This window comes from Mucilaginibacter sp. NFR10 (genome assembly GCF_900100445.1).
GTDB classification, from domain to species: domain Bacteria; phylum Bacteroidota; class Bacteroidia; order Sphingobacteriales; family Sphingobacteriaceae; genus Mucilaginibacter; species Mucilaginibacter rubeus.
The window spans coordinates 700,535-720,603 of record NZ_FMTV01000002.1 but is presented as its reverse complement, the minus strand read 5'-3'; the positions used below and the strand labels follow the sequence as shown (position 1 = coordinate 720,603).

At 45.8% G+C, this 20,069-nt stretch carries 15 protein-coding genes; 7 read left to right on the top strand and 8 right to left on the bottom strand.

The annotated features are described in order from the left end of the window. Positions 1–13: 13 nt before the first annotated feature. Together BLP33_RS10845 and BLP33_RS10840 are read left to right on the top strand one after the other, a co-directional pair. Complete coding sequence (locus BLP33_RS10845) at positions 14–1,660, top strand: glycoside hydrolase (RefSeq protein ID WP_254780101.1); 1,647 nt, start codon at positions 14–16, stop codon at positions 1,658–1,660. Further along, positions 1,657–4,392, top strand: a complete 2,736-nt coding sequence (locus BLP33_RS10840; protein ID WP_254780100.1) for a glycoside hydrolase family 2 TIM barrel-domain containing protein — start codon at positions 1,657–1,659, stop codon at positions 4,390–4,392. The genes BLP33_RS10845 and BLP33_RS10840 overlap by 4 nt, the downstream gene beginning before the upstream one ends. A 75-nt stretch (positions 4,393–4,467) precedes the next feature. Here BLP33_RS10840 and BLP33_RS10835 read toward each other — a convergent pair whose 3' ends face one another. Together BLP33_RS10835 and BLP33_RS10830 are read right to left on the bottom strand one after the other, a co-directional pair. Continuing rightward, positions 4,468–6,906 (bottom strand): outer membrane beta-barrel family protein, encoded by a 2,439-nt coding sequence (locus tag BLP33_RS10835; protein WP_090527700.1) that lies wholly within the window; start codon positions 6,904–6,906, stop codon positions 4,468–4,470. Positions 6,907–7,395: 489 nt separating this feature from the next. Next, positions 7,396–9,762 (bottom strand): ABC transporter permease, encoded by a 2,367-nt coding sequence (locus BLP33_RS10830; RefSeq protein WP_090527486.1) that lies wholly within the window; start codon positions 9,760–9,762, stop codon positions 7,396–7,398. A 297-nt stretch (positions 9,763–10,059) separates the two neighbouring features. On the opposite strand from BLP33_RS10830, the gene BLP33_RS10825 reads away from it, so the two are divergent. Continuing rightward, positions 10,060–10,347, top strand: a complete 288-nt coding sequence (locus tag BLP33_RS10825; RefSeq protein ID WP_090527483.1) for a hypothetical protein — start codon at positions 10,060–10,062, stop codon at positions 10,345–10,347. A 97-nt stretch (positions 10,348–10,444) separates the two neighbouring features. Here BLP33_RS10825 and BLP33_RS10820 read toward each other — a convergent pair whose 3' ends face one another. From BLP33_RS10820 to BLP33_RS10810, 3 genes are read right to left on the bottom strand one after another with little or no spacing between them, the layout of a single operon-like run. After that, a complete protein-coding gene (locus BLP33_RS10820) occupies positions 10,445–13,636 on the bottom strand; it encodes an error-prone DNA polymerase (RefSeq protein WP_371328318.1) in 3,192 nt (1,063 codons plus the stop codon). Continuing rightward, on the bottom strand, positions 13,636–15,120 hold the full coding sequence (locus BLP33_RS10815; protein WP_254780099.1) for a Y-family DNA polymerase: 1,485 nt from the start codon (positions 15,118–15,120) through the stop codon (positions 13,636–13,638). Before BLP33_RS10815 ends, BLP33_RS10820 begins: the two co-directional genes overlap by 1 nt. Before the next feature lie 18 nt (positions 15,121–15,138). Further along, positions 15,139–15,873, bottom strand: coding sequence for an ImuA family protein (locus BLP33_RS10810; protein WP_090527476.1), 735 nt, complete (start codon positions 15,871–15,873; stop codon positions 15,139–15,141). A gap of 79 nt (positions 15,874–15,952) precedes the next feature. On the opposite strand from BLP33_RS10810, the gene BLP33_RS10805 reads away from it, so the two are divergent. Then, complete coding sequence (locus BLP33_RS10805) at positions 15,953–16,234, top strand: hypothetical protein (RefSeq protein ID WP_139159971.1); 282 nt, start codon at positions 15,953–15,955, stop codon at positions 16,232–16,234. 2 nt (positions 16,235–16,236) lie between these two features. Then, on the top strand, positions 16,237–16,824 hold the full coding sequence (locus BLP33_RS10800; RefSeq protein ID WP_090527469.1) for an alpha-ketoglutarate-dependent dioxygenase AlkB family protein: 588 nt from the start codon (positions 16,237–16,239) through the stop codon (positions 16,822–16,824). Here the strand turns inward: BLP33_RS10800 and BLP33_RS27850 are convergent. Beyond that, positions 16,821–16,940: a KTSC domain-containing protein gene (locus BLP33_RS27850; protein ID WP_371328319.1), complete on the bottom strand. Its 120-nt coding sequence runs from the start codon at positions 16,938–16,940 to the stop codon at positions 16,821–16,823. The genes BLP33_RS10800 and BLP33_RS27850 overlap by 4 nt on opposite strands. A 153-nt stretch (positions 16,941–17,093) precedes the next feature. On the opposite strand from BLP33_RS27850, the gene BLP33_RS10790 reads away from it, so the two are divergent. Together BLP33_RS10790 and BLP33_RS10785 are read left to right on the top strand one after the other, a co-directional pair. Continuing rightward, entirely contained in the window at positions 17,094–17,672 is a 579-nt protein-coding gene (locus BLP33_RS10790) for a Crp/Fnr family transcriptional regulator (protein ID WP_090527466.1), read from the top strand. Between the two features lie 92 nt (positions 17,673–17,764). Continuing rightward, positions 17,765–18,169 carry a VOC family protein gene (locus tag BLP33_RS10785; RefSeq protein WP_090527463.1) on the top strand — a complete coding sequence of 135 codons (405 nt, stop codon included), beginning with the start codon at positions 17,765–17,767 and terminating at the stop codon, positions 18,167–18,169. Between the two features lie 90 nt (positions 18,170–18,259). On the opposite strand, the gene BLP33_RS10780 is transcribed toward BLP33_RS10785, so the two are convergent. Both BLP33_RS10780 and BLP33_RS10775 read right to left on the bottom strand, forming a co-directional pair. After that, a complete protein-coding gene (locus tag BLP33_RS10780) occupies positions 18,260–18,958 on the bottom strand; it encodes a LytR/AlgR family response regulator transcription factor (protein WP_090527460.1) in 699 nt (232 codons plus the stop codon). After that, positions 18,955–20,058: a sensor histidine kinase gene (locus tag BLP33_RS10775; RefSeq protein ID WP_090527456.1), complete on the bottom strand. Its 1,104-nt coding sequence runs from the start codon at positions 20,056–20,058 to the stop codon at positions 18,955–18,957. The genes BLP33_RS10780 and BLP33_RS10775 overlap by 4 nt, the downstream gene beginning before the upstream one ends. Between the last annotated feature and the right edge of the window lie 11 nt (positions 20,059–20,069).

Below are 20,069 nucleotides of genomic sequence, written 5' to 3'. Positions count from 1 at the left end.
TTAAATAACTATTATGAAAATAAATTTGCGATCAGCACTGCTGTTCATGGTAATGCTGGGTGTATCAAACTCATTCAGCTGCGCTAAAAAAACAGGAATTAAAAAAGGAGACGACGGTTGCATCGTTAATGGCGTTAATATATGCAATACCGGCCCGGCCCGCATCACTATCAATTTGGGAAATGAGCAGCAAACGATGCAAAGCTTTGGTGCCTCTGATTGCTGGACAACCAAATTCATCGGAAAGTGGAATGATGTTACCAAAAAGAATCAGATTGCTGATTACCTGTTCAGCATGGAAGCCGACCAGCAGGGCAATCCCAAAGGCATTGGCCTTACGCTTTGGCGCTTCAACATCGGCGCCGGGAGCTATGAACAAGGTTCGGATAGCGGAATACCGGATGAGTTTCGCCGGGAAGAATGCTTTCTGGATGCAAATAATAATTATAACTGGAACAAACAAGCAGGCCAGCAATGGTTCCTGTCGGCAGCGAAAGCACGCGGTGTAAAAGACTTCCTGGCATTTTCTGTTTCGCCACCGGTACAGTTCACGCAAAATAATAAAGCTTATGGTTTGGCTAACAGTCATCTGAACCTGACAGAAAGCAAAAAAAATGCTTTTGCAGATTTTCTGGTTAGCGTTTTAAAGCATTTTAAATCAAGCAGTACCCCTTTTAATTATCTCAGCCCCTTTAATGAACCCCAGTGGAATTGGGGAGAAAATCCATCGCAGGAAGGCACTGGTGCTACCAATGCTGAAATTGCAGACTTTATACGCCTGTTGGGCCCGAAGATGAAAGCTGCCGGCTTAGCTACCACGATCTGTCTTGGTGAAGCCAATCAATGGAATTCGCTGGATGCTAACAACAGCGATGGTCGCGGCGATCAGCTCAATCAGTTCTTTAACAAAAGCTCCGCTAATTATATAGGCGATGTCCCTTCGATGGAGCACTTACTATCAGCACACAGTTATTTTACTACCTGTCCGGGCACCGATTTGATCAGTTACCGGCAACACGCAGCAGATAAGCAAAAGACTATTGACCCAAGTCTCCATCTTTGGCAGTCAGAGTTTGGTATATTAGGCGATATTTGTGGTCAATTGAATGGGTACCCGAAAAATACCGGTATTGATTACGGCTTGTATGTGGCCAAAGTTATTCATCATGACCTTACGGTGGCCAATGTAACTTCATGGCAGTGGTGGCTTGCCGTTGATACTTATAATTATAGTGACGGGCTTGTATACATTAACGACCCATCTGGTGGATATGACCTGAACAGCATGAAAACCAATGGCCTGGTTAGTGATTCAAAACAATTGTGGTGTTTGGGAAATTATTCGCGGTTTATCAGGCCGGGGATGATCCGCATAAATGCAGCATTAAGCGATGTTACCGATCCCGTGCTGGCAACAGGAACACAAATGGTTTCCGCATACAAAGATCCCGCTTCAAAACAATTGGTTATTGTGCTGATAAATATGAGTACCGAAAGCAAACAATACACGGTTGATCCGGGTGGTTCACAATTGGCCGGAAATACATTTGATGTGTACACTACAACAGTTCTCAAAAATCTCAAAAAATCAACAACACCAATAGGCACAATAACACTTGAGCCCCGCTCTGTTACTACTTTAACCGCTCACTATCAATGATGCAGTATTCTTTAAAAAAAACATTTTTCTTGCTCGCGGCACTGGTAGCAAGTTCCACCATTTCGGCGCAGGTTAAACCAATCCCGGTTGCCGGCAAATGGCTGTACAGACTCGATTCGCTTGACAATGGTTTGGATCAGAAATGGCAGCAACAGCAATTTACTAACAGCATATGGCTGCCTGGCACCTTAGATGACGCCGGTATCGGGGCGCCTGTAAAGGTGGATACAACTGTGCTGAGCAAGGACATCATGCTGCATCTGTCCAGAAAACACAGGTATATCGGTGCTGTTTGGTACCAGCGCAGCATTAATTTAACCAGCCGGATGGCCAACGCCCTGCTGTCGCTTGAACGGGTGATCTGGAAAACCGATTGTTGGATAGATGGCAAACCAGCCGGCACACAGGAAAGCCTGATTGCACCACAAGTTTTCAAATTAGGTCCTCTGGCAGCAGGTAAACATGTGATCACCATTCGCGTAGACAATCGCAAACAGCATGATATCAGCGTAAATGACTTTGCCCATGCCTACACCGACGGTACACAGATCATTTGGAACGGCGTTATCGGAAAGATGCAGCTGATCGACATAGGCAAACAAGTTATTAACCAGGTACAGGTATACTCCTCGCTGGCCAATCACAGCGTAAAGGCAGCTATCAGCCTGGGCGGTTCCCATCGTGGCGATACTTATCTGCGGGCTTCCCTCCTTTCCGGAAAAAAGGTCGTTAAACAAACCAGCCCAACCGTTATTCAGCATGATCAGCAGGAAATTAACCTCCAGGTTCCGGCGGTGCAATCATGGGACGAATTTCATCCGCGGCTATACAACCTTCGCACGGAAGTAATTGACAGCAAGGGACGAGTTTTGGATGCCAGGACTCAAAGTTTTGGCTTCAGGGATATTAACGCGACCGGGAACGAACTTCGTATCAATGGTCGTCCGCTTTTTCTGCGCGGTACACTTGAATGCAATATTTTTCCGCTGGAAGGCCATCCACCAATGAATACAGCCGGCTGGCTGAAGGTGTTTAAGACCGCTAAAGCTTACGGGCTGAACCATCTTCGCTTTCATTCATGGTGCCCGCCTGAAGCAGCATTTCAGGTAGCCGACTCGCTGGGTTTTTACCTGCATGTTGAGCTGCCGCTATGGGCACTAACCGTGGGCAAAGACCCAAAAACATTGATTTACCTGGAACAGGAAGCCGAAAATATTATCCGGAATTATGGCAACCATCCTTCATTTTGTTTTTGGAGCATGGGCAATGAACTGGAGGGCGATTTTGGATGGCTGGAGAAGCTGGTGCGTAAGTTAAAGCAGGAAGACAACCGGCATTTATACACCACAACCACCTTCAGCTTTCAAAAAGGGCATGGCAAAAATCCGGATCCTGCCGATGATTATTTTATTACCCAGTACACGGAAAAAGGATGGGTACGGGGACAGGGTATTTTTAACACCAACCCGCCCGATTTTAAGACAGATTACAGTAAAGCGCTGGAAGGGACAACAGTTCCCCTTATTATTCACGAGGTGGGCCAGTATTCTGTTTATCCGGATCTTGAAGAAATAAAAAAATATACTGGGGTTTTGCGGCCAGCTAACTTTGAGGCAGTACGGAACAACCTCCGCAAAAAAGGGATGCTTGGATTGGCTCCTGATTACCTTAAAGCAAGCGGAACACTCGCTGTTCAGCTTTACAAAGAAGAAATTGAACGCGCATTGAAAACCAAGGGTGTTAGCGGGTTTCAATTGCTTGACCTTCATGACTTTCCGGGACAGGGAACAGCACTTGTTGGGATTTTAAATGCTTTCTGGGATAGTAAAAGCTTGATTTCGCCGGCTGATTTTAGCAAATTCTGTGGCCCGGTGGTGCCATTGATCCGTTTTGAAAAGGCGGCTTACAGCAATCGTGAGCGTTTTGCTGCGGCTGCCGAAATTGCCAACTATAGCGACCGGCAAATAAATGGCGAAATTCTTTGGTCGGCAATTTCAGCAGATAAGCACTTTAATCTTCGTGGTTCGCTTGGCCGGCAGTCTATTGCTATTGGCAACGCTTCTGCGGGAAGTTTCTCGATAGATCTCAGCAAAATCGACCGGGCTTGTGAATTACTGATCACTGTAAGCATAGCCAATACCGGTTATACTAATCACTGGAAAATTTGGGTTTACCCAAATAAAAATCCGGAATCTTTTAATAACGTGATCTTTACTACATCCATCGACAGTGCCCTTAGTTATCTGCAAGCGGGGCGAAAAGTGTTGCTTAATCCGGATACTGCCAACGTTAAAGGTATCGACGGCCGTTTCGCTCCTGTTTTCTGGAGCCCGGTCCATTTCCCCGACCAACCAGGCAGTATGGGCCTGCTCATTGACAAGAAAAATAACGCGCTGGCTGATTTCCCTACTGACTTTTATACGGATTGGCAATGGTGGGACCTGGTGACCCGTTCCCGGTCGCTGATACTTGATAAATTGAGAGCTCCTGCAACGCCGATAGTCCGGGTGATCGATAACTTTTTCAGGAACCGTAACCTGGCAACGCTTGTTGAGTTCAAGGTTGGTTCCGGGAGCTTAATTCTTTGTACAATGGATCTTCATAGCCAATCAACGGAACGGGCAGCGGCAAGACAGCTCCGATACAGCTTGTTACATTATGCAGCCGGGAATACATTCCAGCCGGTACAGGAGATCAGTGCGGGCGATCTGCGCAGGTTATTAGATAACTAAAACCGAACCTGGAATATGGAAAGGTTATCAACAAACAGGCGGCCCCTCCGCCTGTTTGTTATTTGTTAAATGCTCTTAGTTCCCCGAAGGCGCTCCCTGAACATCGTCATTACTGATACCCCGTTTGTTTTTCTTAACCGCTTCCTTCAGTTTGCCGAAACGGTAATTAAGGCTGACGGTAAAGCCCCGGAAATAGGCGCGGTTAATATTTGTTTGGGTAAAATCGGGCCCGAATGAACTCCTGATATTATTCCTGTATTTACTGAAAGGGTTATTCACCGTGGCCGAGAACGAAAGTTTATCCTTCACTACATCTTTATTAACTGTAAAGGATACACTGGCGTAAGGATTCGATGTACCCTGGATAGAAAGGTTAGGCCCATTCAGAAACACGTTGGTACTAACCCGCCAGCCCTTCTCTAAATTATAACCGCTGTTTAGTGATGCGCCATACATAAAGCCCTGATTTTTCACCAGTTGGCCATTCACTATGCCCTGCACACGGCCATGCGCAATCCTACCGTTGAATGATGAGCTCCATTTTTTGGTGATGGGGTAATTGATATTGGCGTTAAAGGTGAACAGGCGGGCTTTGCCGGTGTTATCAAAAGTGCTGCGGGTAATATTCGTAGCCGGATCGAAAATCACAACGGGCATGATCAGGTCGTTAAAATAATTATAGCCAAGCATCAGGTTTAAGGATGCCTTTTTCGTTCTGCTATAACCCAACTGGATACTATTGGAAACCGCGGGCCTGAGGTTGGGGTTTCCCGACGATTCGAAGTTTGGGTTCGAGCGATCTACAAAGGGGTTTAGCTGATATATACCCGGACGCTGTATCCTTTGCGAAAACCCGAAGTTCAGCGTACTGGAGTTTTTAAACCGCTTATTAATACTTACCGAAGGCACTATATTAAAGAAATTTTTGTTCAGCTGCGATGAGGTAGAAATAAAATCAGCATCAATCAGCGTCTCCTCTACCCTGGCGCCTGCCTTAAAGCTCCAGTTTTGCAGGGTATAGGTATAGCTGTTGTATGCACCCAGTACATTTTGGTTATTATCGAATTTATTGCTTCGCGATGGGTCGGCCTCGAAATTACCGGTTGACGCATTAAATCCGAGATATTGAAAGTCACTTTTGTTATCACGAATAATTGCTTTCACCCCCATTTCAATATTCAACTTCTTTACAGGCTGAACGTAATCTACCTGGACAGTCTGTTCGGAAGATTCACCTTCATTGTGTTGCAGGTAATCGGGCGTCGTATAGTTCACGCGATTAGATGCCGTCAGCGACGCATCTTGCCTGTTGTTGAATGTATAGTACTGGTACGAAAAGGTGAGCAGCCTTTGCTTATTGCTTTTAAAACCCAGCTGGTAATTTAAACCGACATTCAGGCCCCTGCCGCCTGCCGTATTGTTATTGTACAGGTCGTACCCTTCAACCATGTTGCCGGCTTCGTTCAAAACAGAACTTTGCGTGTTGATGCCGTCCTGGTTATTTCCGTTAATATTGAATTGTCCCGAAATAAGGTTAAGACTGTCAATTTCGTAACTGATGCCAACTTCCGTATAGCCATTTTTGCCATCCCATTTCGCGGTGTTATTCTGGTTAAGGCTCGTAGGGTTGCTCCCGGTGGTAAGCCTCGAAATGGAACTGAGCACTTCGGGCGAATTGGAGATATTCCCGCCAAAATAGCCTGATAGTTCCAGCTTGCCTTGTTTAGACGAAAATGACCCGCCCAATCGTGGGCCGCCTACCGGGAATACATGGCTAAGGTTTAGCGTGCCATTGTACCCGTTACTTATTTTTTTATTGGTCACTATATTAATAATCCCCGCCATTCCCTCGGCATCATACTTCGACGAAGGGTTGGTAATTACCTCGATGCTTTGAATGGTTGACGCAGGCATACTTTTGAGGATATTCTTCGGATCGCGCTCCATCATACTTGATGGTTTACCGTTAACAAATATCCGGTAGCCGCTATTTCCCTTTAAAAGGATGTTATCGTCACCGTCTACTGTTAACAAAGGCACTTTGCGCATCATCTCCAGTACACTGCTGCTTTTACTGTCAGGGTCAGCCTTTAAGTCGTAGATGAGTTTATCAACCTCCTGCTTAATGATAGGCCTGTCGGCCGTAATAGCCACCGTTTTAAGCTGTGTAGTTTGTGTGCCCAGGGCAATGCTCCCCAGATTTATAGAGGGTTTATTATTATCTAAAAAATCAACAGGAAGTGTTTTCGTCTTAAAACCGACACTAACCATCGAGAGAAGATATTGTCCTGATGGCAGCTTTTCAAACCGGAACGTGCCGTCGGTTTTAGTCACCGTGGTGCGGACTAACTGCTTTGCTTCGTTGCGCAGGTTTACGGTTACATAGGCAAGCGGTTGTTTCGATAGTGAATCCGTTGCGATGCCGTTTACCGCGAATAACGCCTGCCCCGCCTGCCCGAAGGCCGGGGCCATAACGATTGAAAATAAGATGAGGAGTAAGAGCTTTAGTTTCATGCTGATGTGATAGGTGAACTGTTTGACCATTAATCTTTTTGAGCCAATCTTAACCAGGCTACAAATCCTATAATACCATGCAATACATAGTACTATAACCATAGGACTACCCCCCGAACGAATTTGTTACACCTATTTGAAATAAAAAATTTTAATAATGCTGTCGGGCTGACGTACCGGCATATATATGCCTGCCTTAAAACGGGTGCATTAGCCAAGTTTTATTAAAAAAAACCAGTAACCTAAGCCCATATTATTCACCGTACCGGCTTAATCGTGGAGATTTCGTTATTGATTGGGATTGCTTATGAAGTTCAGGATCCAACTAACGTTTTGGGCGTAACAGAAGCGATCACTTCTGTTTTATGCATAAAATGCCCCCAAATAGTGTCTAACTTTTTGGGGGCAGTAAATTTAAAACGGGCCCTTCACCGGGCTGTTACTTTGCCTTTTATGGTAATGAGAATGCAACACCCTGTAATGAGGGTGTTATTCTCCTTTCAAACTTTTTACCGGATTTGTTAATGCAGCCTTGATTGCCTGGTAGCTTACTGTCAAAACAGAGATCAGCAATGTCAGCGCGGCGGCGATTACAAATACCCAGATATTAATAGAGATCCGGTAACTATATCCTTTCAACCATTGGAACATTAAATACCAGGCTATTGGCGCCGCAATGCAAAATGAGATTGCGACCAGCTTCAGAAAATCCCTGGAAAGCAGTGTGGTCACACTGGCAACTGATGCGCCAAGCACTTTTCTGATGCCAATTTCTTTGATACGGTTCTGCGCCATGTAAGCCGCCAGGCCAAAAAGTCCGAGACAGGATATAACGATTGTCAATCCGGCAAACAGGCTGGCCAAAGTCCCGATACGCTGCTCATCGCCAAACTTCTTGGCGTACTCCTGGTCAACAAAACTATATTCAAACGGGTAATCCGGGTTGTATTTCTTAAATACAGCTTCGGCGCGGCGCAGGTTTTCTTTTGTCGAATTAGCGTTATTAAGCTTGTAGTGAATGATATTGAACCAGGAACTGGGGCCTTCAATCAGCATATGTTGTACAGGTTCATAAGGCGAACTGATGATAAAGTCTTTGATAACTCCAACAATATGCCATGTTTTGATGTCTTTACCTTCGCCCTGGGTAACTAATTTACCAACAGGATCTTTCAGGTTCATGACCTTCACCGAAGCTTCATTCACCAGCATGGCTGTTGAATCCGTCGGATAGTTTACCGGGTCGATATCCCTGCCTGCAACAAGCTTAAGGCCCATGGTTTTAATAAGGCTTCCGTCCGAAGTGTAAATAATAAAATCAACCTTGTTCTTGGGCTGTGAACCTGGCCAGTTAAAACCCCAGCTATCGCTGTATCGCTGGGTTATAGGCGAATTTGTTCTGGACACCGAAGTCGCGGCGCCACTGGAAAGCAATTCATTTCTGATGGATTGATAGTGCTTCGCGATTTCGCCGGACATAAATGTGTAAACAAGGTTATCTTTTTTATACCCCGTATCCCTGTCCTGGGCGTATTGTAATTGCTGGCGGATAATGATGGTACAAATGATCAATACCACCGCAAAAGTAAACTGAATAACCACCAGCAATTTACGTGGTGTAACCAAAGCATTTGCCGCCTTAAAAGTACCTTTCAGTACAGCTACGGGCTTGAATGAAGACAGGTACAATGCAGGATAGCTTCCCGAAATAACACCGGTAACCAGTATAAATCCAATTGCGGTGAGCCAAAAATAGGGATTGCTATATGGTACATATAGTTGCTTTTGGGTAAGCTGGTTGAAACCCGACATACTGATTTGTACGATGACGATGGCAAAAATACCGGCAATAAGTGCAATCAAAACAGATTCACCTAAAAACTGCCAGATTAACGAGCCCCTTAATGCGCCTACAGTTTTACGGATGCCTACCTCCCTTGCACGCGTCTCGCTCCTGGCCGTACTTAAATTCATGAAATTTATACAAGCAATAACGAGGATCAGTACAGCGATCAGTGAAAATACCCTGACCCGTTCAATTCTCCCACCAACTATCACCCCATCTTTAAACTGCGAATACAGATGCCATTTGGCTGCGGGGTGCAAAAACTGCTGAATATCTTTGGTATCGGAATGGTTCCTGGTAAAGTTCAGCACAGCGGCATCAGCATGAGCTTCCGTTACGCCGGGTTTTAAAAGAACAAACGTTTGAATGGAGTTATTGCCCCAGTATTCATCATCCTGCCCTATCTTTTTTAGATACGACCAGGGAATCAGGTATTCAAAATCAAACCGGGTATTATTCGGGAGGTCTTTCATCACACCCGTCACTTTAAAATAAGCGTTACTATCTATTTTAACTGTTTTGCCGAGCGCATTTTCCTCTCCGAAAAGTTTCTTTGAAAATTTTTCAGTGATAACTATGCTATGAAGGTCATTCAAAGCGGTTTTGGGGTCTCCATTGATTAATGGAAAACTGAACATGGAAAGAAAATCCGGATCAGTAAAATCGCCTGTTGCAGTTAAACGTTTGTCGCCAATGCTAAACAAAAAACTGGCATCAGTTACCCTGGCCACTTTTTCCAGTTGCGGCAACTCCGCTTTCATCACCCTACCCATGATTTTAGGCGTGGTTTCCCAGCTCCATAATTTACCGTCAAATTTAGAGCGGTTATATACAGAGTAAAGACGTTCCCGCTTTTCATGGAACTGATCATAGCTAACCTCATTCTGGATCCACAACAAAATCAGCGCTGCGCTGGCCATGCCTATGGTCAATCCGAGGATATTGATCAGGGAGAATGTTTTTTGGCGTAAGAGGTTGCGCCAGGTAATCTTTAAGTAGTTTTTTAACATATGATCAGGCTTTAATAACCATAAGACGCCGGCATTAAGGTTTTAGTTGCACTGCTTTTCTTTTTTCTGCTAAAGCAAAAATCGCGGTATTGCACAACACCGTAATACATTGTTTATAATGTTTACATCAGAAATTATAAACCGGCCTATGTTTGATTAAATAATACATCCCCTTTAATTTTCCGATTAATTTAGGATATTTACTACTACGCAATAATTAATGCCGGTAAGGAGTTGAACTATGTTTTTATAAAAGTTCTATGTACCAATTACGTTTATTGTAAAAAACTAATACCAATGACAACTTTAACAGAATTTAAAGCATCATTAAATTTAGAACAACCTGTTAACGGACTTTCTGCACAGCTAAAAAGCCTTTGGTTTGATGGTAAAGGCGACTGGCATCAGGCTCATGCACAGGTTGATCATCTGACAGATCAGGCATCGGCCTGGGTCCATGCCTATTTGCACCGTAAAGAAGGTGATATTGGAAATGCTGACTACTGGTATAGCAAAGCGCGGCAGGTGCGCCCCAACCTTTCTTTGGAAGAGGAATGGGAGCAATTGGTATTGCAATTCCTTTGATCGGATAAACCTTACCATATCCCTTTTACAGGCATAGCAAGACAATTATAACTGCCTTTTGAGTTTATTAAAAGCCTTATTAATGATAAGCTCTTCATCAATGAAAATTCCTGCCCTTATGAAAGGCGCTCTTATTGGGGATATTTCGCGGATCAGATGAAGGCATTGAGGTTTCATCCCCCCTGGACAGGCTCAGCAAAGAAGGCTGTTCATCAGATACAGCCGTCAGTTTACCCAATAAAGAATTGAGATTATAACAGCGGCGTACCACCACATGGATCACTTCGCCCTCAACCTGTAAATGCCCATCTACCAGGAGCAGTTGCGACTGAACGATCTCTTTACGGTACTTATCAAAAAACTTACCCCAAACCACAAGATTGGCAAAGCCGGTTTCATCTTTGATAGTTACGAATACCACGCCTTTGGCCGTCCCCGGCCGCTGCCGCACGGTGATCATCCCGGCAACACGAATTTTTTCGCCATTTTTTAACGATTGGATCCGATTGAGCGGTATAACCTGCAGCCGGTTCAAATCTTCCCGCACAAAACTTACCGGGTGCGCTTTAATGGATAAGCCGGTAGAAGCGAAATCCTGTACCACGTGCTCACCCGCGGTTATTAGCGGTAATTCAATTTGCTCACCTGCGCTGGCCGAAGGCAAACTTTCCAGCAATGCCACGGGGCGGTCACCTAAAGCGGCAACTTCCCAAAGCGCCTGCCTGCGGTCGAGGCCGATAGAGCGGAATGCATCCGCATCAGCCAGTTTCTCCAAAGCTGCCTGCGAAATCCCAACATTTGACAAATCGATAATATGTTGATAAGGTGCATTCTCAACCAGGATATTCATTTCTTCTTCTTTTAGCCCTTTCACCAACCGGAAACCCAAGCGTAATATCTTATATTTTCCGGCCTGTTCTTCCAGCGAATGATCCCAGGCCGAATAATTAATATCCACGCCACGAACAAAAACACCATGCCCGCGTGCATCGTCCACGATCTCAGCGGGCTGATAAAAACCCATGGGCTGGCTATTGAGCAAAGCGGCGGCAAAAGCATCCGGATAATAATATTTCAGCCAGGAAGATATATAAACCAGCAGCGCAAAAGAAGCGGCATGACTTTCGGGGAAACCATAACCCTCAAAACCTTGTAACTGCTTAAACACCCGCCTCGAAAAATCTTCCTCATAACCACGCGCCACCATACCCTCCACCATTTTCTTTTCGTACAGGTATAACTTGCCATTCGCTTTAAAAGTCGCCATGCTCCGGCGCAGTTCATCAGCCTCGGCCGGTGTAAAGCCTGCTGCAACAATAGCGATCTCCATCGCTTGTTCCTGAAAAAGCGGAACACCTAACGTCCGGCCTAAAATATCTTCCAGTTCCGTTGATGGATATACTACCTGCTCTTCGCCATTACGCCTGCGCAGGTAAGGATGCACCATATCACCCTGTATGGGACCGGGCCGCACGATAGCCACCTCTATCACGAGGTCATAAAAACATTGGGGCCTCAGCCTTGGCAGCATAGACATTTGCGCCCGGCTCTCAATCTGGAATACCCCAAGTGTATCCGCATGGCCAATCATTTCATAAACTTTGGGATCATCCTGCGGAATATTGGCTAAGGTAAGCTTTCGGCCATAATGTTGTTTTATCAGGTCAAATGCTTTGCGGATCATGGTCAGCATACCCAATCCTAAAACATCCACCTTCAAAATGCCCAACGCTTCCAGGTCATCTTTGTTCCATTCCAGTTGAGTACGGTTCTCCATGCGGGCGTTGAGCACCGGGCACAGGTCGGATAGTTTGTTATCGGTAATAACAAAGCCGCCGGTATGCTGACCCAATTGCCGCGGGAAACCCATCAGCAGTGTCGTCAGCTCCAGTACTTTGTATATCAATGGATCGCCCGGGTTAAGCCCCTGTTCCTGCAAGCGCTTTTCGTCAAAACCTTCTTCACTGAAATCCCATATCGTACCACCGATACGTTTAATCGTATCTTCAGATAAGCCCATCGCTTTGCCCACATCCCGAATTGCTCCTTTATGCCGCTCCTGCGTAACGGTAGCTACAATAGCCGCGTGTTCCCGGCCATAATCCTCATAAATATACTGGATGATTTCCTCGCGGCGTTCATGCTCGAAATCCACATCGATGTCAGGCCATTCCTCGCGTGCATCCGACATAAAACGGGAAAAAAGCAAACGTGACTTCATCGGGTCGACCGCCGTAATGCGCAAACAATAACATACCGTTGAGTTGGCTGCAGAACCCCTGCCCTGGTGCAAGATTTCGAGTTCTTCTGCTTTCCGGGTGTATTTATATACGCGGAGAAAGTAAGGCGCCAGCCTGCGCTTTTCGATAAAGGCCAGTTCAAAATCTATCTGCTTACCTATCTTAGGCGGTATATGCTCACCATAACGTTCATGTGCACCTTCCCACGTGTATTTTTTTAACCTTTCCTGTGGCGTTAATCCGTCAAAGATCTTTTCTTCCGGCTCAATGTATTTTAATTCGTCCAGCGAAAAAGTACAGGCTTCGGCAATAGCAAGCGCATTTTCAATGGCTTCCGGGTATTGCCTGAAGATCCGGTGTATTTCTTCAATAGGTTTCAGGTAGCGTTCCGCATTCTGATGCAGCCGGTACCCTGCGTTATGGATAGTGCATTTCTCCCGGATACAGGTCAATACATCCTGTAGTTCCCTCCTGTTCGGTTCATGATAATGCACATCACCGGCAGCAACCAAAGGTATACCCATACCGGCTAACCTGTGCAGCCGTTTGGCATCATCGCCGCTGTAAGAACGTAGGGCAGCCATGTATAAGGCATTCCCGAAAGCTTGTTTATATTCTGCTACTGCTGTTTTAAACTCATCTGCAAAATCAAACCGCGCGTTGAGCTCATCGGGCGGAATGATGATAAACAGGACGCCTTCCCGGTGTTCATACACATCTGCTTTATATAAATGGCATTCACCTTTTTCAGCGCGCAGATTACCCCTGGTGAGCAAGGCCGAAAGCCGGCCATAAGCAGCAAGATCAGTAGGATAAGCCAGCAGTCCCGGCCCATCCAGTAAGTCCAGGCGACAAGCGGGAATAAATTGTACCGGTAGTTTTTTTGCGGCAATATGCCCCCGGACAATACCGGCCAGGCTATTCCGGTCGGTAACCGCTATGGCCGTATAACCATGAACCACTGCTTGCTCAACCAGTTCCTCCGGGTGAGATCCACCGCGCAGGAAGCTGAAATTGGAGGTACAATATAATTCCGCGTATTTCATCATCAGGCAAAAAATCCGTGTAAATACCATTGGGCACCTCCGCTATCATAATGCCCCGAACGGAACAGCCAATAACGGCCCCCATGCTCATCCTCCACCATATAATAGTCGCGGTGCTCACCTTTGTCCAGCCACCATTCCCGTTCAATACGTTCCGGGCCGTCTGCTTTGTCCACAACATGGCGCTTACCCTTATAGATAAATATTTTTGGCGGATAATCCGGCAATAAAGCCATAACTTCAATGGTTTCCGGTTTGCTGAGCAAGCGTATTGGTCTTGGCTTGTCAGCCCGCCAGCCGGCCAGCGAGATATCTTTGAGTGAAAGAGCGGGCCGGATGGAACGTTCGGGCCAGTAATGCTCGGCAGGCAGGTAGCGCATAATTCTTTCGGGGCCGATCTTTCCGGCAATCCGGTCAAGCAGCTCAGCCAGTGCGGTATCCTGCAAGCCCGGGTCCCCCAGCCATAGCTTTTCCTGCAAGGGGTCGATATCTTCCACTTTTTGTGCTTCCAGCAGAAACAGCTCAATACCCAAAGCAGGTTCAATCTTGCTGATCTGTAAACCAAAGAGCTTGAATAAATGGGAAACACTATGTGAGCCGCGCGTGGTCGTTATCCCCGCTTGTACCATTTTGCCGTCAATCCGGAAACATTTCAGCACGGCCTTACGCACACCTTTTCCTTCAGCTTGCAAGCGGCTACATAGGCCTTGCAATAGTTTTTCAATGCCAATTTCTATGGCTTTATCCGTTCGTACCGGCTCCAGGCAGGGTAGCCGCTCAACATAAGGTACGGGCGGGATAATCGGGGTCAGGTATTCATCAGTAGTACCCAAAGCCTGGGCAAGCCTTAACAAAAAGCCTTCACCAAAACGCCTGCGCAGCACAGTACGCGGCATGATCATAAAATTTTTAACATACCGGAAGCCGAGTTTATACAGTTTGTCCAGTATTTCCGGTTCCAACCGGAGGGCGGCCGGAGAAAGACCGGCAATGGCCTCCGCTTGCCCGCCGCTTTCAATAATGGGCCTGATCTTACCATACCGGGCAATAGCCCAGGCTGCGCCAACAGTATCGGCAATAGCGGCCCGTGCATCGTAGCCCATACCCCTTAATTTAAGTACAATGGTTTTTAAATATCCTTTTTCATCACCCCATAGATGTGCACAGCCGGAAATATCAAGGGTCAAACCATCGGGCAGGTCAATAGCCACAACCGGTGTATAGCGGATACACCATAAACCCAAATGCCGGAGCAGCTTACTTTCCTGACCTAACGGAAAATCAATAACCTGTAAATTGGTGGTAATCGCTTTGGCATCTGCTGCCGGCATTCCTGTACGAACACCTTGTGCTTCGGCTTCGGGATTAGCTGCCCTGACGATCATACGGTTATGTTCGGGCACAACCAGCACAAAGGGCTGATCTTTCAATTCCGGCTGCCGGAGTGTCAGCCAGTCTGTCACCAGGTGACGAAACCAAATAGCCATATACCTGTGCTGCATAACTCACCCCGCTTTCCGTTTAAATGGTTTAGCTGTTTGCTCTTTTTCCACCTGTTTGAATTTACCTTCTGCCCATTCTATGATCCAGGTACCCGGATGCCCGTTACGGACACGTAATAGTTCTACCTCCCAGCGCGGAAAACCAAGACCAGGCAAATCGTCAACAGGCTCGCTCGGCAAAGGGTTCACCTGCCACCGGGCAGCGCAAGCCGTTGAACCGATCTTTTTAACGGCATTACGCAGCACAAACCCGGTAACATGACTTTGCTCAACAGCCAGCTGAAGCCTGCGCGATTGTTTAAAATCCAGCTCCCGTGCTTCTGCCACAACCGCGGCAAGCCCTGCGCATTTCAGCGCTTCTTCCATCACCCATAAGGCTTCCTGGTCTTTGGTCACCCGGATAAAGATCAAACGGCTGGGTTCTATACCAAAGCCGCTTAATGCCGGTGGGAAGATGTTTCCGGTGAGGCTGATCCATAAACAGGCCCCGCCATTTTGCATAAACACGGAGAGCAGGCCGCTAATCAATCCGCTGGAAGCAGTAGCCTGTTCGGTGGTACTGCAAACCAGTTCATGCACTGCACCTAAAGGAAAAACGCCGTTGGGGAAAGCCGTTTCCACTGCCCCCAGGCCTACCAATCCCTGCGTACCTGCAGGCGGCGGCCTATAGCCCTCCCATTGCAAAATATTCTTTTGCAGACTGTTAATCAGCGCTTTTCGGTCGTGTACCGTTTCCATCGTGTTTGTACCAAATAGGGTGTACAAATTTAATGCTAAAAATATTAGTATTTTATATATCTTTGAGAAAAAATTTCAAATGCAGGAATTGTTGGTCAAAACGTATTTAAAAAGCGAGGCTAAAGCCTGGCTTAAATACCGCGATGGTTCACGGGAAGTGGTGAAAATTGTACCGGATACAGCGCAAAAGCACGCTGTACAATGCTATGAGATCTATACGGCTTATGATCAGCCGCCCGTTTACATGGGCCGTATTTTATTTGACGCGAAGGGCTACTGGATATACGACGGCGATGTACTGCAACCAGAAGAACAGGAACAATTGGCCCATTTTATAACAACTTATGTGGAACGGATTTAGTGATGGAACAATTGACATTATTTGCCGAAACCGGGCAAAGTAAAGGATTGCCTAAGGATTTGCTGGAATACCAGCCCGGTTTAATTGATCCGGCAACGGGTGACTGGCTGTTAGAAAAACTGATCAGGGAAACACCCTGGAAACAAACAACGCAAAAACTTTGGGATAAGGAATACCTGACACCGAGGCTCACCTGCTGGTATGGAAACACCGACCGGATCGCAGGAACACTCCCCTGGACACCGGAACTGCAAACTATCCGGGGCATGGTAGAACCTTTAGCGGGTATTACCTTCAATAGCGTATTACTGAACTACTATCGTAATGGAAATGATTCCGTAACCTGGCATAGTGACAAAGAAAGCATTATGGGCAGTCAGCCAATTATTGCTTCGGTAAGCCTGGGGCAGGTGCGCAGTTTTGACATCCGCAATAAAGTTAATCACAAAGAACATTACTCCGTCAGGCTCGGGCATGGTTCATTCCTGCTGATGAAATCAGGATTGCAGGAGTATTGGGAACACCGGATTGCCAAGTCTAACAAATTAATGAAGGCGAGGGTAAACCTCACCTTTCGTTTGGTGATTTAGCCCGTTGATATTTGCTCAAACTCATATTTATTCTTTACGAAAAAGTGCAGATAGCGGCCTTTCACCCGTGAGGATCTCAGTTCCTTATAAACACTTTCAGGAACGTTCTTATACAGGCCGGCTTCAATTTGACGATTATAGCGGTCGCCTTTCTTTCCAAAGATTCTGTAATTTTTATCCCCTATTAAATGTTCAATTAGTTATAGAACCGCGTTTGAGCAGTTTGATATCTTCATCGCACCGGCAAATAAGATTCATATCTTTAGCCAATGAGCCACGATGCTTTCTTCCAAAAAATAAAAACGTACGCTGAACTCTCACCGCAGGCCGAAGCGGCATGGGCGGCTTTGCTCCGCGAAAATACTTATAACAAGGGCGATTATTTTGTTACCGAAGGTCAGGTACCTAAAAAAGTGGCGTTTGTTGTGAATGGATTAATGTATCAATACTACGCTGCCGAAAACGGCGACATGGTGGTTAAATATTTCTTCCCCGAAAACCGGATTGCCGGTTCCATGACAGCAACGCTCACACAGTCGGCGGGTAATTTTACCATAAAAGCCCTTGAGGATACAGATGTGCTCGAATACAATTTTATGGAATTTAAAAAACTCGTTACCATTTATCCCGATATTGCCGCTTTTTATATCCGCTACATGGAACAGCATTGGATAATTGAAAAGGAACCTTATGAAGTGTCGCTGCGATATGAATCGGCTAAAACCAATTATGATAATTTCCTCCGCAAATATCCTGGTTTAGTGAAAAGGCTAAAGAAACAGCACATTGCCGCCTATCTCGGCATTACTCCAACGCAGCTAAGCCGCATATTTTTTGCAAATAAGTGAAGATTTTTCGCTTTTCTCAACATATGTAAATTTTTAAAAAAAATGGTTGCCGCAACTTTGTGCCATCAATAACAATTAAAAAATTTAAAATCATGGCAACAAAAATTTTCATCAACCTGCCTGTTAAAGACCTGGAGCGGTCAAAGGCATTTTTCAGCGGTCTTGGCTACAGCTTTAATCCACAATTTACCGACGACAAGGCGGCCTGCATGGTGGTAAGTGAGCATATTTATGTAATGATGCTTGTAGAAAGCTATTTTAAAACCTTCACCAAAAAAGAAGTAAGCGACGCACACCTGGCAACTGAAGTATTGCTGGCGCTTGATGCAGCCTCGCGCGAGGAAGTGCAGCAAACCATAACAAAAGCAACCGGGCTTGGAGGCTCCATTTATGCCGAACCTCAAGATTACGGCTGGATGTACCAGCACAGCTTTGCAGATCCGGATGGGCACCAATGGGAAATTGTTTATATGGACGCAGCAAATATGCCCAATTGAGGTTGAGGCCTAATCCTCTCTGTGGTAAAATTAGCCACAGAGAGGATTTTTTGAATTTAGCTTAAAATAAGTTTATATAACCAAAATGCTTTATGATAACCGCAATACTTTAAATACCAGCTCCCTATAACTGTTCCCTATCGGAACTTCCGTAGTTCCGAATTCTATTACATTACCTTTAATACTGGTGATCTTGTCCAGATTAATGATATAGGAACGATGTACCCGCATAAATCGTTTAGCCGGCAATCTTTCTTCCAGGATTTTCAGATGCATACCTGCAAGTAGCCGTTTACCGTTACACAGATAAACAGAGCAAAAGTCACGTTCCGCCTGCACATAACTGATCTCATCAAAATTCACTTTTAACAGGCGGGTATCCTGCCTGAGAAAGATATACGGCGGCGGATCCAATTCTGGTTGATGCGAGACCAACCGCTCCTGCGCCCGCCGCACGGCCTGGTTAAACCGCTCAAAAGTGATCGGCTTCATCAGATAGTCCACAGAATTCAGTTCAAAACCTTCGACAGCATAACTGGAATAAGCAGTGGTAAAAATAACCAGCGGCGGATTAGGTAATGAACGAAAGAATTCTATTCCGGTAATTACGGGCATTTTGATGTCCAGGAAAATCAGATCGACAACATGTTCATAAAGCGCCTCATAAGCTTCATTCGCATTGCGGCAGCTTTTTATTAAAGCAATTTCCGGCAGGCGTTCGATATACGTTTCCAATATACTTCTTGCAATGGGCTCATCGTCGACGATAAGGCAGCTCAGTTTTTTCATGTCAGCTCAATAGATAAGATGGCGTTATAAACACCGTCAGCAAAATTATCTTCGTACCAATACTTGCCGGGGTAATACATTTCTAAACGCTTTTTAAGGTTGCCCAACCCTATCCCTCCGTTTTGCTGTACCCGTTCCCGACGGTCTACTACATTGTCAGATGTAAAACGCAAACGGCCATCAGCCACATCCAGAAAGAAATGAATACGGGCTCCCGGTTCATCAGGAGAAAACTTGAACGCGTTTTCAACCAGCGGCATGAGTAAAAGCGGCGGTATTTCATATGTCATGGAATCCACAGCGATGTTTACTATGACCACGGTATCGTTCAGGCGCACTTTTTCCAGCTCTATGTAATTTTGTATCAGCTTGATCTCGCTTTGCAAAGGCATAAATGCTTCATTGGATTCATAAAGCATATAGCGCAGCATCTCAGACAAGCGAGCGACCAATCCGGCAGACCGTTCCTGGTTACCTTGCAGTATCAAGCCGTAAATGTTATTCATCGAATTGAATAAGAAGTGTGGATTGAGCTGCGCTTTCAGAAAGTTAAATTCCAGCTCCAGGTTGTCTTTTGCAAGCTGTAAAGCTTTTAGTTGCGATCGCCAGGCGTTAACCGCCAGCTTCAGGCATAACGGAATACTCAGCGTCAGCAAAAGGCCAAATGGGGTGCCCAGGCTAAGCAGACGCTTCAGCACAATGTTAATGAGGCCGGATTGTACCAGGGCAAAATATTGCGGCTGACCTTTCTGCAAACTGAGCAAGCAGCCGGAACAGGACCTGAGCAAAGCCTGCTCCGCTACCGCCTCGATCAATGTGTAGCCGCATAACAAACCAAAAAAATAGAAAGTAAAGTAAAAATATTGCCTCCGCTGCAATAGCTTCCATAGCGGACCTGTCATCAGATAAAATACAGCCGCGATAAGCAAAGTGCTGTTTAGGTTCAGCAGGAAAACAATACTAAAAGACAAACCGCTGTAAACGTTGAAGGTAATCAGCGTGAGGTATAGCCTAACTATAAGCAGTACAAGCCAGAATAAAAGGTGCACCATTTTGCGGTACCCGGGCCGGGAGGTGTATAGAGCAAAGCTTTGAAACATTGTTATTTAAA

What these genes read in the sequence shown, in the direction of transcription:
- BLP33_RS10845 (WP_254780101.1), top strand. Translation starts at nt 14, where the DNA reads ATGAAAATAAATTTGCGATCAGCACTGCTGTTCATGGTAATGCTGGGT.
- BLP33_RS10840 (WP_254780100.1), top strand. Translation starts at nt 1,657, where the DNA reads ATGATGCAGTATTCTTTAAAAAAAACATTTTTCTTGCTCGCGGCACTG.
- BLP33_RS10835 (WP_090527700.1), bottom strand. Translation starts at nt 6,906, where the DNA reads ATGAAACTAAAGCTCTTACTCCTCATCTTATTTTCAATCGTTATGGCC.
- BLP33_RS10830 (WP_090527486.1), bottom strand. Translation starts at nt 9,762, where the DNA reads ATGTTAAAAAACTACTTAAAGATTACCTGGCGCAACCTCTTACGCCAA.
- BLP33_RS10825 (WP_090527483.1), top strand. Translation starts at nt 10,060, where the DNA reads ATGACAACTTTAACAGAATTTAAAGCATCATTAAATTTAGAACAACCT.
- BLP33_RS10820 (WP_371328318.1), bottom strand. Translation starts at nt 13,636, where the DNA reads ATGATGAAATACGCGGAATTATATTGTACCTCCAATTTCAGCTTCCTG.
- BLP33_RS10815 (WP_254780099.1), bottom strand. Translation starts at nt 15,120, where the DNA reads ATGGCTATTTGGTTTCGTCACCTGGTGACAGACTGGCTGACACTCCGG.
- BLP33_RS10810 (WP_090527476.1), bottom strand. Translation starts at nt 15,873, where the DNA reads ATGGAAACGGTACACGACCGAAAAGCGCTGATTAACAGTCTGCAAAAG.
- BLP33_RS10805 (WP_139159971.1), top strand. Translation starts at nt 15,953, where the DNA reads ATGCAGGAATTGTTGGTCAAAACGTATTTAAAAAGCGAGGCTAAAGCC.
- BLP33_RS10800 (WP_090527469.1), top strand. Translation starts at nt 16,237, where the DNA reads ATGGAACAATTGACATTATTTGCCGAAACCGGGCAAAGTAAAGGATTG.
- BLP33_RS10790 (WP_090527466.1), top strand. Translation starts at nt 17,094, where the DNA reads ATGAGCCACGATGCTTTCTTCCAAAAAATAAAAACGTACGCTGAACTC.
- BLP33_RS10785 (WP_090527463.1), top strand. Translation starts at nt 17,765, where the DNA reads ATGGCAACAAAAATTTTCATCAACCTGCCTGTTAAAGACCTGGAGCGG.
- BLP33_RS10780 (WP_090527460.1), bottom strand. Translation starts at nt 18,958, where the DNA reads ATGAAAAAACTGAGCTGCCTTATCGTCGACGATGAGCCCATTGCAAGA.
- BLP33_RS10775 (WP_090527456.1), bottom strand. Translation starts at nt 20,058, where the DNA reads ATGTTTCAAAGCTTTGCTCTATACACCTCCCGGCCCGGGTACCGCAAA.